Genomic DNA, 13,306 nt, shown 5'->3' with positions numbered 1-13,306 from the left:
TTATTTTTATGCATAAATATTTGTCAGCCTGTATATAAAGAATTCCCTTTCCCTTACTCCTCTGAACTGTGCTCTAAATGCCTTTATTTTTGCATTGAAAGATTCTGACGCTGCATTGGTTGCTCTTCTTTCAAAGTAGTTTATTATTTTTAGATAGTGTGCTTCAATGGTTCTTGCTACCGTTGCAAATGATAGGAACCCTGATTTATCTACTTGATCATACCACCTTGCCAATCTTGTTAGTGCTATATCCTTAAACTTGCATTGGTGATAGATCAGCCCCAGATTCATAGCCAGGTAGTATGCTTTCCTGATGTGTGGGTATTCCCTAAAGAGTATTCGTGCTCTTTGGCATTGTGAGTTTGTCCATGCTGTTTCTTTTTTGAAGAGCAAATACCTACTTCTTGCTAATAGTTGTTTTCTTGTATCTCCATTTTCAAAGAGGGTAGCTTGATAACTCTTACCACAAGCTTTAGCATGTGTCATTTCTATCGTTTCCTGATCGATTGCTTTCCATCTCTCTTTGATTCTCATCTCTTGTACTGCATCGTAAGCCAGTTTCTGAACATGAAATCTATCTATAACCTGTTTGGCGGCAGGAAAACAGACTTTGGCTATTTTAGCCATATTAGGTGCCATGTCAAGGGTAATCTCCCTGACCTGAAAACGACGGCGACGGGATAGTTTAAGCAATACCTTTGATACGGTTTCTGCATCTGTGCCTTCTATGATAGCAATGATACTACCTTTTTTACCATGAGCTTCTTTGTTAATTAATATCGTATATAACTCTCCGCGGGATAAAGCAACTTCATCCATACCCACATAAGCTCCTATATTTTTCTCGAAAAGTACCCATCGGGCAGCATGGATCCGTTGGTCCCACTGTTTGTAATCACTTAGGTGATCTCTATATTGACGCTCAAGCAACTCACCATCCACACCAAAAAGTTCACCAATCAACTTACAGCTAACAGGAAGCTTATCGATATAGCTCTTTTAAAAAAGACGCAAATTCTTGCGTCATACGAGTACCGGAAGCAACCAAAGACCAATTACGATGAACATACTCACCACTCTCTACCAAATACCAACGACGGCGACGAACGTTTAAGTATACTTTGCGACCGCGCAAGGGGAAGTCCTGTAAAACAATAGGTTCATAAAAACCTTTACTATGAATTTTTACGGAGTGGTATTCTTCAGGAACCAAGTTCTTCTCTTCTAAATATATGGTTAACTCACAAAGAGATTCTTTTACATCAACAACATCAAAGTAATCACTGGCACCAAAAGGTAACAACAAACTATAACCATCTTTTTGCATAATATCTTTTTTAGGCAAAGATAAAAAACATAAAGTGACTCCTCAACTTTTTACGTTGACCCTATAAATCCAACCTCATATTATAATTATAATAACAATCCTGCTTAAACCGTACTTCCCCTTCATCCAGTTTCTCGAATCCTAGCCGGGAATAAAAAGTAACATTCTCTGGCAATTGGGTTGTCAGTCCCACAATATTACAATCTCTTTCTATCGACCTCAATTCATCCAAACAGTGTGAAATCATAAATGAGCCAATACCCGTCCCCCGATACTCTTCTTTTATGGCAACCATCGACAAATAGTAATACTCATTTATTCCAATAGCATTCGTAAGGAGTTCTTTATTATAAGAATCCATTCCTAACATTTTATGCAAAGTCCGGAAACCAAACTTAGAAATAAACCCTGGTAAACCAATCTTGAAGTAATCACCTAGTTTAGGTTTAACCCCACCGGGAGGAAGTAGACTGAATACACCTATAATTTTGCCGGTTCCTTTCTCTCTCACAACTTTCGTAACAGGCATCCGCCGATTTATCAAAAACAAATTCGTTTTGAATAGCCACAATAATCCTTCCCGCAATTTGTCTTTCCGCGCAAAGATTAAAGCATAAGCGGGATTCGACTCGAAAGCATCCGTCAACATAGCCGCAACTTTCTCATATTCGTCTTTCTTTAGTTCTTCTATCTGAACGTTAAAGGGAAGCATATTTTCTGTTTTATGGATATAAACCCTGATTGATAATGCGAATTTAGGCAAAACTAATGAAAATGAAATAGCAATAATCAGTATCTTTATCTCAAAAATCAACATACTCTTTACTACAACAACACCGAGATGAATATAGAAGAACTTCGAGACTATTGCCTTTCGCTGAAAGAGGCAGTCGAATACATGCCGTTTGAAGATGAATATCTTATTTTCAAGATATTCGATAAATGGTTTGCCATAATCCCATTAAACGACCCAGTATTGAAGATAACCGTAAAATGTGACCCTTCTGAAGCCATCGATTTACGGGAACGCTATCATAGTGTAGAACCCGCCTGGCATTTTAACAAGAAATTCTGGAATAGTATCACGCTTAATGGCGACATGAACGACGAAACCGTAAAACATTGGATTCGCCATTCAATAAAAGAAGTACTAAAAAAGCTCCCCAAAAGAATACAATCGGAATATCTGGAAAACAATCCATTGTCTTTGGAATAATGCAGCTAAGAGCCAAAAAGAAAAACAACATGAACCGAAAAGAACATTAATCGCGAATAAAATCATCTATCTTTGCCTACATAAATCAATTCTCTGCAAAGTATGAAGAAATATGTAAAAGTTCCCACTGCGTTAATCAATGATGCCGCCTGCCAAAGTACGCTATTATTAGACGGCTGCTCCGTTATCGAATCCTGTGTTCATACGTTAAACGGAACGGGAACCATGTTTCTCGAAGAACATCTCTTATTCCTTGTGCTTGAGGGACAGTTTATTATGCACCACGGCAAACAGACGTATACGGTGAATAAGAATGAAATGATTTTATTAAAGAAGGCCACCTCGGTGAAGTATGAAAAAACCGGCGACCCGGACAATGACAATATATCCGAATGCATTATGTTCTGCCTGAAAGACGACCTAATAAAAGAGTTTCTCACCATGGCAAACGTAAAGATTCCCCGCACAGAAGAAGAAATAAAAACATCTGTCTACCCAATGGATGACTGTTTGATTGCCTTTGGTCGCTCTCTCGACCCTTACTTTAAATGCCCCACATCGGTAGATCCCGGACTGCTCCGTCTCAAAATAATGGAACTGTTGTATGACATATCTCTATCCAATAAAAATATGTTCATCCAGTTGCTTCAATTCAGGCAACCGGCACGTATGGATATCCGGAAAGTAGTAGAACAATACTACGCTACACCCGTTACCCTGCCCGAACTGGCCTATCTTTCCGGACGAAGTCTTTCCAGTTTCAAACGCGACTTTCAGTTACTATACAATATGCCGCCTGCCCGGTGGATAAAAGAGAAACGATTGGAGAAGGCTAGGGAAATGATTCAGAACACCGCAATACCTGTCAATGAAATAGGCTATTCCATAGGCTTTGAAAACATATCCCATTTCTCGCGCATATTCAAAGAATATTACGGTCAATCACCAACCGATTGTCGCCAACCAATCAAATTGGACTGAATAGAACAAAACTTTGAACCATACAGCAAATTTCATTGAAAAGATATGCCTTAATTTTGCACCAAAAGAAAAAAGAATGACTGAGAAAAAAACAATTCAATCCGTATGTGTATATTGTTCGTCAAGCACAAAGATTAGTCCCGTATATGTTGAAGCAGCGGAAAAGTTAGGTAGGTTATTGGGAGAACGAGGAATCCGTGTCGTAAACGGAGGCGGAACTATCGGCCTGATGCGTAATATATCTGATGCAGCATTGAAAGCCGGGGGTAGTGTTACGGGAGTGATACCACGTTTTATGATGGAAAACAGATGGGGGCATTCGGGTTTAAGCGAACTGATAGAGGTAGACACTATGCACGAACGGAAGCAGACCATGGCAAATATGGCAGATGCAGTTATTGCCTTACCCGGAGGATGCGGAACATTGGAAGAACTACTTGAAATTATTACGTGGCGGCAATTAGGCCTCTATGAAGGTCCGGTTATAATACTAAATACGAACAGCTATTTTGATCCGTTAATTGAAATGTTGAAGCGAGCTATAGAGGAGCAATTCATGCACCCCGGACATGCATTGATATGGACGGTTGTAGATACGCCGGAAGAAGCCGTACGTTTTAATGTAAACGAATATCAGCATATTGATAAGAATGTGCGAATGATCTGAAGAGACACACCTGAATTTTGCATCAAACAAACTATCAAAGATAAATCTTATGAATAAGAAAAGAATTTTAGTCATTACAGGAAGCCCAAGAAAAAACGGCAATAGTGATTTATTGGCAGAAGCCTTTATCGAAGGAGCCTTACAGGCAGGGCACATAGTCGATCGCTTCGATAGCGGCCGGAAGAAAGTAAAAGGTTGTATAGCCTGCGACAAATGCTTTACCCGTGGAACAGCGTGTGCAGTAAAAGATGATTTTGAAGAAGTAGCTCCTCTGATAGCACAAGCTGATACGCTGGTATTTAGTTCGCCACTATACTATTTTTCTTTTCCGGCACAGATAAAGAGCGTTATTGACCGACTTTACTCCTTCATCTCAAGCCCTGAGCCTCTAAAAATAAAAGAAACTGTTTTGCTGGCCTGTGGAGGAACATCAGATCTCACCGACTTTGAAGGCATGACCAAAACATACGAAAAGATAGTTTCCTACTTAACTTCGGAAGACCGTGGGCAATTACTCGTTCCCGAAGTTTATGACAAAGGCGAAATAAACGCCAAAGGACAAGACTATCTTAAATCGGCCAAAGAACTTGGGCTTGCAATATAAGTCTATTATTGAAATTAAGGAGAAGGGATGCACTTCTCCTTTCTCCTTAAAATCACTATATTTGCCAGAAATAAAACTACAGCCATGGCAGAACCCTTCAAAAACATGTACAACGAGCAGTTTCTCGACCTACTCACGAAAGACTTAAAGCTCGTTATTCCCAACTTAGATGCCCACGCATTTGTGTCTCAGGTAATGGATAAGGAATGGGAAAACAGAGAACTCAAACAGCGTACCGCACACATTGCAACAGTCCTCAAAAGGTTCTTGCCGGCAGATTACAAAGATGCAATTGCCAAAATACTTGAACTGTTGGATTGTATAGAACCCCGGTATCCGCATTGTTCCAAGATAGACGACACGAAATTTGGTTTACTATTGGAGTATGGAGGAATTCTCGATAGTTACATAGAACAATATGGGCTGGACGATTACGAAACCTCTGTTAAAGCCATAGAGAGAATTACCCAGTTCACAAGCTGCGAATTTGTAACCCATCCATTTATTGTTAAATACCCTGATGCAATGATGGCACAAATGCTGGCTTGGTCAAAGCACGAACATTGGGGAGTAAGACGGCTTGCATCCGAAGGTTGCCGCCCGCGTCTGCCTTGGGCAATGGCCATACCAAGTCTAAAGGCAAACCCCGCTCCCATCATTCCCATACTGGAAAACCTCAAAAATGACCCTGCACGATTTGTGCGACTTAGTGTTGCCAACAACCTGAATGACATAGCCAAAGACAACCCCGAAGTGGTGATTGATTTGGTAAAAAGATGGCAAGGAGAGTCGGAAGAAGTGGATTGGATTATTAAACACGGCTGTCGGACACTCCTCAAACAAGGCAATCCGGAAGTGATGGAGCTATTCGGTTTAGGTTCTACGAAACACATAACTATTGAGGACTTTCAAATTGCAACACCCGAAGTGAAAGTCGGCAACTCATTGGAGTTTAGTTTCAACCTATTAAATAATAGCAATAAGAAAGCCAAAATAAGACTTGAATACGGTTTGTACTACCAAAAAGCTAATGGTACGTTATCGAAGAAAGTCTGCAAAATCAGTGAGAAAGACTACGCCGCAAATTCAACTACACGTATCACCCGGAAACACTCTTTCAAGGTAGTGACTACCCGAAAACTTCACCCCGGACTTCATCAGGTAACTGTTATAATCAACGGAAATGAGTTTGAAAAACATGATTTCGAACTGGTAGAATGATGAACACCACCAACAACCAATTGCAATCGTCAGCGGAAATAAAATACTTTGAAGACAGAAAAGATTGGCGGGAGTGGCTGACTGACAATTTTGAGGCAGCCAACGAAGTTTGGTTTGTGTTTCCTCAGAAATCATCGGGCAAGAAAAGCATCACCTACAACGATGCTGTTGAAGAAGCCCTTTGCTTCGAGTGGATTGACAGCACAATAAAACCACTTGACGCAGAACATCGGATTCAACGTTTTACTCCCAGAAATCCTAAAAGCACCTACTCGCAAGCCAATAAAGAAAGACTCCACTGGTTGCTGGAAAACAAAATGATACACCCACAGTTTGAAGATAAAATACGGAATGTCTTATCTGCCCCTTTTGTTTTTCCAAATGATATCATCGACAGACTGAAAGAAGATAAAACAGCATGGAAAAACTATCAACTCTTTTCCAATGCCTATAAACGTATCCGGATTGCATATATTGAAGCCGCCAGAAAACGTCCCGAAGAGTTCGAAAAGCGATTAAACAACTTTATAGGTAAAACGAAAGAGAATAAAATGATAACCGGATTCGGTGGGATTGAGAAATACTATTGATAGCAAAAAATGCTATAAACATCCGAGGGGTGAATACCATAAGCATTTGAAATCAGAGCTTTAAACTGTTGTAATTTCTGACTGATTTTTACTTCAATTCTGACTGCATTTCTCTTCATTTTGACTGCATTTTACGACAAAAATAAGTCAAAAAATTAGCTACGAAGAGCTATTAGATATTTTGTCCTTCAAAATTTAGTTCTTTTCTTTGTGTAAGTATCGTAAAGCATATATCATAGCAGAGAAATCATTAAACAAAAACACAATGAAAAAGCAGCAAGAGACGGAAAAATCGTTACCGCTCCCGGAACGTCGCCCATAGAGTTCTGTCGTGAGGTTTTGTATGCTTTGGAAGCCGATACACCGGAGGCAATAGAAGAAAGTTATCAGTTTCTGACAGGCGATTTTTAATCTGAATAACATCCTAATTATTAAATAACGAATAAAAAGATATGAAAATAGAACACATAGCCGTTTGGGTGGACGATATTGAACGAATGAAAGAGTTTTACCTCAAATACTTTGATGTTAGTTGCAACGATAAATATGTCAATCCAACAAAGAAATACACCTCTTACTTCCTGACTTTTAATGAAGGCGGAGCACGTATTGAGCTGATGAACCGTCCGGATGTTGCCGAAAATGACAAACTGCGTTATATGCTTAAAGGATTGGCGCATATTGCCCTCACGGCTGGAGGAAAAGAAACTGTCAATAACTTAACCGAGCATTTCCGGAGAGATGGCTACACCATTGCGAGTGAACCACGCATTACCGGCGATGGTTATTATGAGAGTGCGGTGTTAGATCCCGAAGGCAATTATATAGAGTTGTTAGCAGAATCATAATGACTATAGTGAGCATCCTGAGCATAAATTCATCGTTGATATCTACATTCCGGTGAAGCCGTTGTAAAGGAGAAGGGAGAAAGATGCCTATTTTGGACAACCATATCCAAAATAGGCATTATATCTTTGCTGTATAAAACTCAATTAAATAAATATCTGTGAGTTCAACCACGGCTTTTCATCCTGATGCCAATATGGATAGCTTTTAGGTGTTTTACTGACTTCATCAAGACGCTTGATTTGTTCTTCTGTCAGATTCCAGCCAACAGCACCTAAATTTTGTTTCAGTTGTTCTTCATTGCTCGCTCCGATTACCAGACTGGATATGGTAGGACGTTGCAGCAACCAGTTCAACGCTACCTGAGCTACAGTCTTTCCTACCTCGCTTGCGATTTCGTCAAGCACATCCATCATATCGTACAATCTGTCGTACGAAACCACTTTCTCAGGAACCGGAGCCCCACCACGAGCTACCCTTCCATCTTTAGGTATCGGATTATTTCTACGATAACGCCCGCCCAATCTTCCGGCCGCCAAAGGACTCCAAACAAATGTACCGACTTGTTGGTCAAGCCCCAGTGACATTAACTCCCATTCAAATTCACGATTGAGTAAAGAGTAATACACTTGATGGGCAACATATCGGTTCCATCCATACTTCTCAGATATCGAAAGTGATTTCATCAGATGCCAGCCCGAGAAATTAGAGCATCCTATATAACGAATTTTACCGCTACTTACTAAATCATCCAAAGCGCGCAACGTTTCTTCGACCGGAGTGTTCCCATCAAATCCGTGCATATAATACAGGTCTATATGGTCGGTATTCAACCGTCTTAAGCTAGCTTCACAGGCATTGACTATATGCCAGCGTGAACTTCCCATATCATTCCGATTCTTACTCATAGGGAAAGTTGCTTTTGTTGAGATAAGCAATTGATTTCGTTTCCCGCTGATTGCTTTTCCTAGTATTTCTTCGGAATAACCGATTGAATAAATATCCGCCGTGTCGAACATATTCAGTCCGGCATCCAGACAAATATCGACCATTCTGGTTGCTTCTGCTACATCTGTATTTCCCCAACCTTCAAAACCATTTGTTCCACCAAATGTACCAGTACCTAACGTTAATGTAGGGACAAATAACCCTGACCCATTTAATTTTCTGTATTCCATCTTTTTCTGATTTTGAGTTTATATTATTAATAAAAGCAAAGGAGCTCAACATAAAACTAGCGTCCAGAATTATATCCAATTAGTGTTTGACAAAGTTAGAGAAACTATTTCTAATTCAATTCTATTTTATTTGCAGTATACTTTTCTATATTTGCAGTGAATAAATATAAAAGTATGGCCATTTTAGAACGAAAAATCATCCACAACATGACTACCTTGTGTAGCCATGTTCCATACCCGCAGTTTGTATTGCCGCGCCATAAACACCCAGAGTTTGAGATAATGGTTTTTAACCAAGGTAGTGGAAAACAGTTTGTAGGAGAAGGTATTGCCGATTACAAAAAAGGCGATTTAGCCCTGATAGGTAGCAATGTGCCTCATCTTCATTTGTGCAACACCAAGTTAAAAGATTCGCCGGAGACTGAAATAAGCGGAGGAGATACTTTACAATTTCTACCTGAAATTCTTCCTTTAAATATGGAGAGTCTTCCCGATTACCGAGAAATCTATGAGTTGCTATATAAGAGCCAGTATGGAATACGGTTTTATGACAAAGATCTTTATGTTGAGATAAAGCAAATGATTCAGGAAATAAATGGGCTGGAATTCACCGCACGGCTAATCCATTTACTTCGTATCTTAGAGAAACTTTCGCAATGTAAAAGAACGAAGTTGCTTTCTGATACAGCATATAATAGTTCTAATATCGTAAATGAGGTAAACGAACCTATCAATAAGGTGTATGCCTATCTGTTTAATCATTTTAAAGATAAGATTACATTAAAAGAAGTTGCCGACTATGTAAATCAAAACCCATCGGCACTTTGTCGTTCTTTTAAACAAAAAACAGACAAAAGTATCTTTCAGTGTCTTGCAGAAATCAGAATTGAACATGCTTGTAAACTACTCTCCTACTCCAATCTTACAGTATCTCAGGTGGCTTATGAATCGGGCTATAATAATATCCCTTATTTCATCAAGCAGTTTTACGCAATAACCCATAGAAATCCCAAAGAATACAGAGAACAGATTAACGCTTAGTTCGAAGGTTTTTTGAAACAGTCTTGTTCGTTACAGATAATAGGTCTGATCGCATGCTTCAGCCAGCGCAGGATGGTGGGTAACAAAGATAATGGTTTTGCCCTGCCCGTATGTTTTTAGATTTTCTGCCAGTTGTTTTTCCGTTTCAGGATCAAGTGCTGAAGTTGCTTCATCGAATAGATAAATGCTTCCCGGACGTAATAAAGCACGGGCAATGGATATGCGCTGTGCCTGTCCCTCAGATAGTCCTCCGCCTTGTTCATTAAGAATTGTATCCATACCTTCGGGCAAATGGAAAACATAGTCGGCAACAGCCACGCGTAAAGCTTCTTTCATCTCTTCCTCCGTAGCTTCGGGCTTTCCCATCAACAAATTATCACGAATGGTGCCGCTGAACAGTGTGTTTCCTTGAGGTACATAGATAAAGTTACAGCGGGTGAGGGGCGAAACGTCTGCTTCCTGCTCCCCATTTTTCAGTCGGATAGTACCTGATTGCGGAATGGCAAGTGCAAGCAAAAGCCTGACAAGCGTTGTTTTTCCTTTACCGGTTTCGCCCATAATAGCCGTTTGACTACCTGCCGGGAAATTCAACGAGAAATGTTCAAATATAGGTTTATCCTCTTGCTTATAGCGGAAAGCAATATCCTGAAGTGTAAGACCAGGTGTTTCATCGAAACATATTTTATCGCCACTCTCTTCGGCAGGAAGCGCCTCTAGTTCCATTAACCGTTCTATAGCAGTGAGTGCATTGATAAAAGCCGGAATCATTCTGACTACATCAAGCGCAGGGCGTTGGAGCTTGCTTACCAATTGTAGAAAGGCAGTCATTGTTCCAAAAGTCATACTGCCATGACTTAAACGTACAGCTCCCCATAGAAAAGCGATGAGGTAACCACCCGAAAATGCCAGCGCCACCATACTACGAGAAAACAAAGAAAACTTTGTCCGGTCGAACACCTGTGTACGTAGCGTCTGCTGCAAATCATCCAGCTTCTCCAAGTGACGGTCGCCCTGCTCAAGAGTTTTGATTACCGTTCGGTTTTGCAAACTTTCCTGAATGACGGACTGTATGCGGCTATCACTGTGACGTATCTCACGCGTGTATTTGCGCATCCGGCGGATGTAGAAGCGACTAGCGAACATAAATATCGGAAGGATACCAATCAACAGCCAAGGCAATGCCTTATCTAACATGCAAAAGAACACGAAAGATGCCAATAGCTGAATACTAGTAGTAATAAATGCCGGGATGGTTCCCGTAAGCAAAGCAATTATAGCATTCGTATCTTGTTCTACCCGGTTAATAACATCACCCGTATGAAACCGTTCCAGCTCATTCCATCGGCTTTGGAGCAGGCGGGCAAATAATCGGTGGCGCAGGGCATTACCTCCTTCCACCTGCATGCGACTATTGAGCCAGGATTCCAGAACATTACACGAGAGTTGCAGAATGAGCAGTATAACAGTCACCGCCGCCATTTCCCATAAATTCCCTTCTACGATGCCTGTGGCTATATCTATTACCTGTTTCGATGTCCAAATGAAGCCTAACGAAAACGCGACTCCTGCAATACCGGTAAAACAAGTAATGGCTATCCGCTTACGTTGTCCTGCAGAGACCTGCCAAAGCCATTTAGACTGGCGTCGTAACGAACCGATATGTAAAAATGAAGGGATGCGCGGCATAAGGCTATGGTATTATCGTTTTAATTTCTTATTTAAAAGTTCCCATTGACCTGCGGAAGAGTCCCTAATCAGAATGAACGGATACCAAAACGCTTCGGTTGGCGCATACTGTGCGAATTCTCTACACCTTTTGGCTGCCCGCGCAAAGGTATGCCACTTCCCACCCCAATAGCTTTTTGGACGAGGTATTACACGAGTATCATATTGTCCAAAGTTACCGACTATCAGGATGTCGGCAAGAAGTTTCTCACCATCTTCTTTATTGCTTTTAATAGGGAAAGGAACATCGTGTGAATCCAGTCCTAAATAAGTAGTGGCAATGTAGGCAAAGGCCCCAGCGGCTTTCAGTAGTTTCATAGAAGATAACAGCATCGTTACTTCCGCACGGTCAATCTCATTGAATCCGGTTTTTATCAGTCGTGCCCAATCACAGAGTTGACGCAAGCCTATCCCACTGTTTAAGAAATGATTGAAAGCATGTATAAATAGATAAACAGCATTGAACGTAGGAGCAGGAGCAGGAATGCTGTTGCCCTCTATCATGACCAGATATGGCTGTCCGGATAACCATTTTTCAATAAAGCGATTCAGTTTGCGGTTAGCGGCAGGGTTGAATAACATAGCTGCTATGCGATGCACCTCTATTTCAACATTTTTATATTCGAAGCCTGCGTGTTTAACGTACTCTTCATCTTCGGGTACCGCACCCAGCGCTTCCATAATCTGTTTGGCCTGCTCATATTGTTTTTTCCCGACATATATATCAATATCTCCGCACTGCCGATGCTTGGGGTTAGGATAATAAGTGGCTACACCTTGTCCTTTCAACAGTACAGGGCTAAGTCCGGCTTTCTTGTACTCGGCAAAGAGCTCTCCGGTCAGTTCATTTAGATGTTCATTGGCTGTTTCTATCTGAGCTACGCGGGCACACCACTGCATATATAGCGGGCGTGGCGGGCGAAGTTCCGAAGGGAGTGTTTCTATTCCATCGAATACCACACCGAGTAGCGCCTGACGTTTTGCTAGTTCGTATATCGTCTGCCAGTTCGTTTCTTTTTCTTCGAATAAAGAAATATCCGCCGGCTTTTCCCACAAACCAGAGCGCAGCAGTTCAAAGAATTGATTTAGTGACATCGGTTCCCTTAATTTCATTAGCCTTGCTTCGGTGTGTTGTCACCAACAATCCCGGCATCAAGCCAATCTTTAGCCAAGGTTTCCGAATCTTTCCGGGCTGTTTCTTCGTCTATTTCATACCAATCCAGCAGTAACTTGGCAAGATCTCTTTCTGTAAATTCCTTACCATCTACCTCTTTCCACAGGCGTGCTGCCGATTCATTGAGGCTGATAACATGTGTAAAATCAACGTTTTCAGCTCCAGATGCTACTATAATATATTCATCGCCAATCTGACGAAGGTTAAATCCTGATTTTATTTTCATAAGTAGTTAAATATGATGAAGTTATTATATTTTATGATTTTCTCTTGTTCTTAAAGTGCTATTCTTCTCCACACTCCCAGTACAATTCTTCTCAAAGGTAGTGTATTTACCCAGATCACGGAGTATCTACGCCACACCTTTCCGTTGCAACTGTATTTCTTCCCTTTACGAATAACTGTTGTCACGACTCCTAATACCCGGTCGGTAGAGGTTTCTTCCGTACCGACTACATTCCCATCACCCATAAGCGTAAGGTTGTTCCCTTTCCGGCAAATAATGCGATGCAATACCAATCTGTCCATATCATCGCGTGCCAGCACCACTACACCCGGTAGTAGTTCTTCTTCGGTAAAAGGCGAAAGGACTACCTTGTCGCGTCGGTCCACCATAAAAGGGTTCATGCTGTTTCCTCTTACAAGATGGGTCACTGTATGTCCCTCTGCAATCAACATGGCTGTTTCTTTCAGCAATACTTCGTTTGCTATAGCTTTCGTCCGGGTCTTTTCCATT

The 13,306-nt window shown here is 41.0% G+C and carries 16 protein-coding genes and 1 pseudogene; 9 read left to right on the top strand and 8 right to left on the bottom strand.

Going from position 1 to position 13,306, the window contains the following annotated elements; all coding sequences use genetic code 11:
• Positions 1-6 precede the first annotated feature (6 nt).
• The 3 genes from D0T50_RS07015 to D0T50_RS07005 form a co-directional block, all read right to left on the bottom strand.
• On the bottom strand, positions 7-960 hold the full coding sequence (locus D0T50_RS07015) for a transposase (RefSeq protein WP_370520894.1): 954 nt from the start codon (positions 958-960) through the stop codon (positions 7-9).
• 22 nt (positions 961-982) lie between these two features.
• Positions 983-1,327: a transposase family protein gene (locus D0T50_RS07010; RefSeq protein ID WP_163222796.1), complete on the bottom strand. Its 345-nt coding sequence runs from the start codon at positions 1,325-1,327 to the stop codon at positions 983-985.
• A 61-nt stretch (positions 1,328-1,388) separates the two neighbouring features.
• The gene (locus D0T50_RS07005) at positions 1,389-2,039 is read right to left on the bottom strand and encodes a GNAT family N-acetyltransferase (protein WP_163222795.1); all 651 of its coding nucleotides are present in this window, start codon (positions 2,037-2,039) and stop codon (positions 1,389-1,391) included.
• A 129-nt stretch (positions 2,040-2,168) separates the two neighbouring features.
• On the opposite strand from D0T50_RS07005, the gene D0T50_RS07000 reads away from it, so the two are divergent.
• The 8 genes and pseudogenes from D0T50_RS07000 to D0T50_RS06970 all read left to right on the top strand — a co-directional run bounded on the left by D0T50_RS07000 (position 2,169) and on the right by D0T50_RS06970 (position 7,454).
• On the top strand, positions 2,169-2,543 hold the full coding sequence (locus D0T50_RS07000; protein ID WP_163222794.1) for an MmcQ/YjbR family DNA-binding protein: 375 nt from the start codon (positions 2,169-2,171) through the stop codon (positions 2,541-2,543).
• 102 nt (positions 2,544-2,645) lie between these two features.
• A complete protein-coding gene (locus D0T50_RS06995; protein ID WP_163222793.1) occupies positions 2,646-3,524 on the top strand; it encodes an AraC family transcriptional regulator in 879 nt (292 codons plus the stop codon).
• A gap of 76 nt (positions 3,525-3,600) precedes the next feature.
• Complete coding sequence (locus D0T50_RS06990; protein WP_163222792.1) at positions 3,601-4,191, top strand: TIGR00730 family Rossman fold protein; 591 nt, start codon at positions 3,601-3,603, stop codon at positions 4,189-4,191.
• 49 nt (positions 4,192-4,240) lie between these two features.
• Complete coding sequence (locus tag D0T50_RS06985) at positions 4,241-4,795, top strand: flavodoxin family protein (RefSeq protein WP_163222791.1); 555 nt, start codon at positions 4,241-4,243, stop codon at positions 4,793-4,795.
• A gap of 84 nt (positions 4,796-4,879) precedes the next feature.
• Entirely contained in the window at positions 4,880-6,016 is a 1,137-nt protein-coding gene (locus tag D0T50_RS06980; protein WP_163222790.1) for a DNA alkylation repair protein, read from the top strand.
• A complete protein-coding gene (locus D0T50_RS06975; protein ID WP_163222808.1) occupies positions 6,016-6,606 on the top strand; it encodes a YdeI family protein in 591 nt (196 codons plus the stop codon). The genes D0T50_RS06980 and D0T50_RS06975 overlap by 1 nt, the downstream gene beginning before the upstream one ends.
• Before the next feature lie 264 nt (positions 6,607-6,870).
• Positions 6,871-7,017 (top strand): annotated as a pseudogene (locus D0T50_RS13770) (glutamine amidotransferase); the annotation flags it as partial.
• Between the two features lie 41 nt (positions 7,018-7,058).
• Positions 7,059-7,454 carry a VOC family protein gene (locus tag D0T50_RS06970; protein ID WP_163222789.1) on the top strand — a complete coding sequence of 132 codons (396 nt, stop codon included), beginning with the start codon at positions 7,059-7,061 and terminating at the stop codon, positions 7,452-7,454.
• Positions 7,455-7,598: 144 nt separating this feature from the next.
• On the opposite strand, the gene D0T50_RS06965 is transcribed toward D0T50_RS06970, so the two are convergent.
• Positions 7,599-8,630: an aldo/keto reductase gene (locus D0T50_RS06965; RefSeq protein WP_163222788.1), complete on the bottom strand. Its 1,032-nt coding sequence runs from the start codon at positions 8,628-8,630 to the stop codon at positions 7,599-7,601.
• Positions 8,631-8,804: 174 nt separating this feature from the next.
• On the opposite strand from D0T50_RS06965, the gene D0T50_RS06960 reads away from it, so the two are divergent.
• Entirely contained in the window at positions 8,805-9,671 is an 867-nt protein-coding gene (locus tag D0T50_RS06960; protein WP_163222787.1) for an AraC family transcriptional regulator, read from the top strand.
• 30 nt (positions 9,672-9,701) lie between these two features.
• Here the strand turns inward: D0T50_RS06960 and D0T50_RS06955 are convergent, their stop codons facing one another.
• Genes D0T50_RS06955 through D0T50_RS06940 form a run of 4 tightly spaced genes read right to left on the bottom strand, consistent with a single transcriptional unit; the run spans position 9,702 to position 13,305 of the window.
• On the bottom strand, positions 9,702-11,357 hold the full coding sequence (locus tag D0T50_RS06955) for an ABC transporter ATP-binding protein (protein ID WP_163222786.1): 1,656 nt from the start codon (positions 11,355-11,357) through the stop codon (positions 9,702-9,704).
• A gap of 12 nt (positions 11,358-11,369) precedes the next feature.
• The gene (locus tag D0T50_RS06950; RefSeq protein ID WP_163222785.1) at positions 11,370-12,491 is read right to left on the bottom strand and encodes a nucleotidyltransferase family protein; all 1,122 of its coding nucleotides are present in this window, start codon (positions 12,489-12,491) and stop codon (positions 11,370-11,372) included.
• A gap of 17 nt (positions 12,492-12,508) precedes the next feature.
• Positions 12,509-12,796, bottom strand: coding sequence for a PqqD family protein (locus D0T50_RS06945; protein WP_163222784.1), 288 nt, complete (start codon positions 12,794-12,796; stop codon positions 12,509-12,511).
• 50 nt (positions 12,797-12,846) lie between these two features.
• The gene (locus D0T50_RS06940) at positions 12,847-13,305 is read right to left on the bottom strand and encodes a S24/S26 family peptidase (protein ID WP_163222783.1); all 459 of its coding nucleotides are present in this window, start codon (positions 13,303-13,305) and stop codon (positions 12,847-12,849) included.
• Position 13,306: the final 1 nt, after the last annotated feature.

This window comes from Bacteroides sp. 214 (assembly GCF_010501015.1).
Lineage (GTDB): Bacteria > Bacteroidota > Bacteroidia > Bacteroidales > Bacteroidaceae > Bacteroides.
The sequence above is the reverse complement of the archived record's forward strand: the minus strand, read 5'-3'. Positions and strand labels throughout refer to the sequence as shown.

Bases quoted from the DNA above. Each gene is read 5' to 3' on its own strand.
- D0T50_RS06970 (WP_163222789.1), top strand. From the start codon at position 7,059: ATGAAAATAGAACACATAGCCGTTTGGGTGGACGATATTGAACGAATG.
- D0T50_RS07010 (WP_163222796.1), bottom strand. From the start codon at position 1,327: ATGCAAAAAGATGGTTATAGTTTGTTGTTACCTTTTGGTGCCAGTGAT.
- D0T50_RS07000 (WP_163222794.1), top strand. From the start codon at position 2,169: ATGAATATAGAAGAACTTCGAGACTATTGCCTTTCGCTGAAAGAGGCA.
- D0T50_RS06965 (WP_163222788.1), bottom strand. From the start codon at position 8,630: ATGGAATACAGAAAATTAAATGGGTCAGGGTTATTTGTCCCTACATTA.
- D0T50_RS06950 (WP_163222785.1), bottom strand. From the start codon at position 12,491: ATGTCACTAAATCAATTCTTTGAACTGCTGCGCTCTGGTTTGTGGGAA.
- D0T50_RS06940 (WP_163222783.1), bottom strand. From the start codon at position 13,305: ATGGAAAAGACCCGGACGAAAGCTATAGCAAACGAAGTATTGCTGAAA.
- D0T50_RS07005 (WP_163222795.1), bottom strand. From the start codon at position 2,039: ATGCTTCCCTTTAACGTTCAGATAGAAGAACTAAAGAAAGACGAATAT.
- D0T50_RS06960 (WP_163222787.1), top strand. From the start codon at position 8,805: ATGGCCATTTTAGAACGAAAAATCATCCACAACATGACTACCTTGTGT.
- D0T50_RS06975 (WP_163222808.1), top strand. From the start codon at position 6,016: ATGAACACCACCAACAACCAATTGCAATCGTCAGCGGAAATAAAATAC.
- D0T50_RS06985 (WP_163222791.1), top strand. From the start codon at position 4,241: ATGAATAAGAAAAGAATTTTAGTCATTACAGGAAGCCCAAGAAAAAAC.
- D0T50_RS06980 (WP_163222790.1), top strand. From the start codon at position 4,880: ATGGCAGAACCCTTCAAAAACATGTACAACGAGCAGTTTCTCGACCTA.
- D0T50_RS06990 (WP_163222792.1), top strand. From the start codon at position 3,601: ATGACTGAGAAAAAAACAATTCAATCCGTATGTGTATATTGTTCGTCA.
- D0T50_RS06945 (WP_163222784.1), bottom strand. From the start codon at position 12,796: ATGAAAATAAAATCAGGATTTAACCTTCGTCAGATTGGCGATGAATAT.
- D0T50_RS06995 (WP_163222793.1), top strand. From the start codon at position 2,646: ATGAAGAAATATGTAAAAGTTCCCACTGCGTTAATCAATGATGCCGCC.
- D0T50_RS06955 (WP_163222786.1), bottom strand. From the start codon at position 11,357: ATGCCGCGCATCCCTTCATTTTTACATATCGGTTCGTTACGACGCCAG.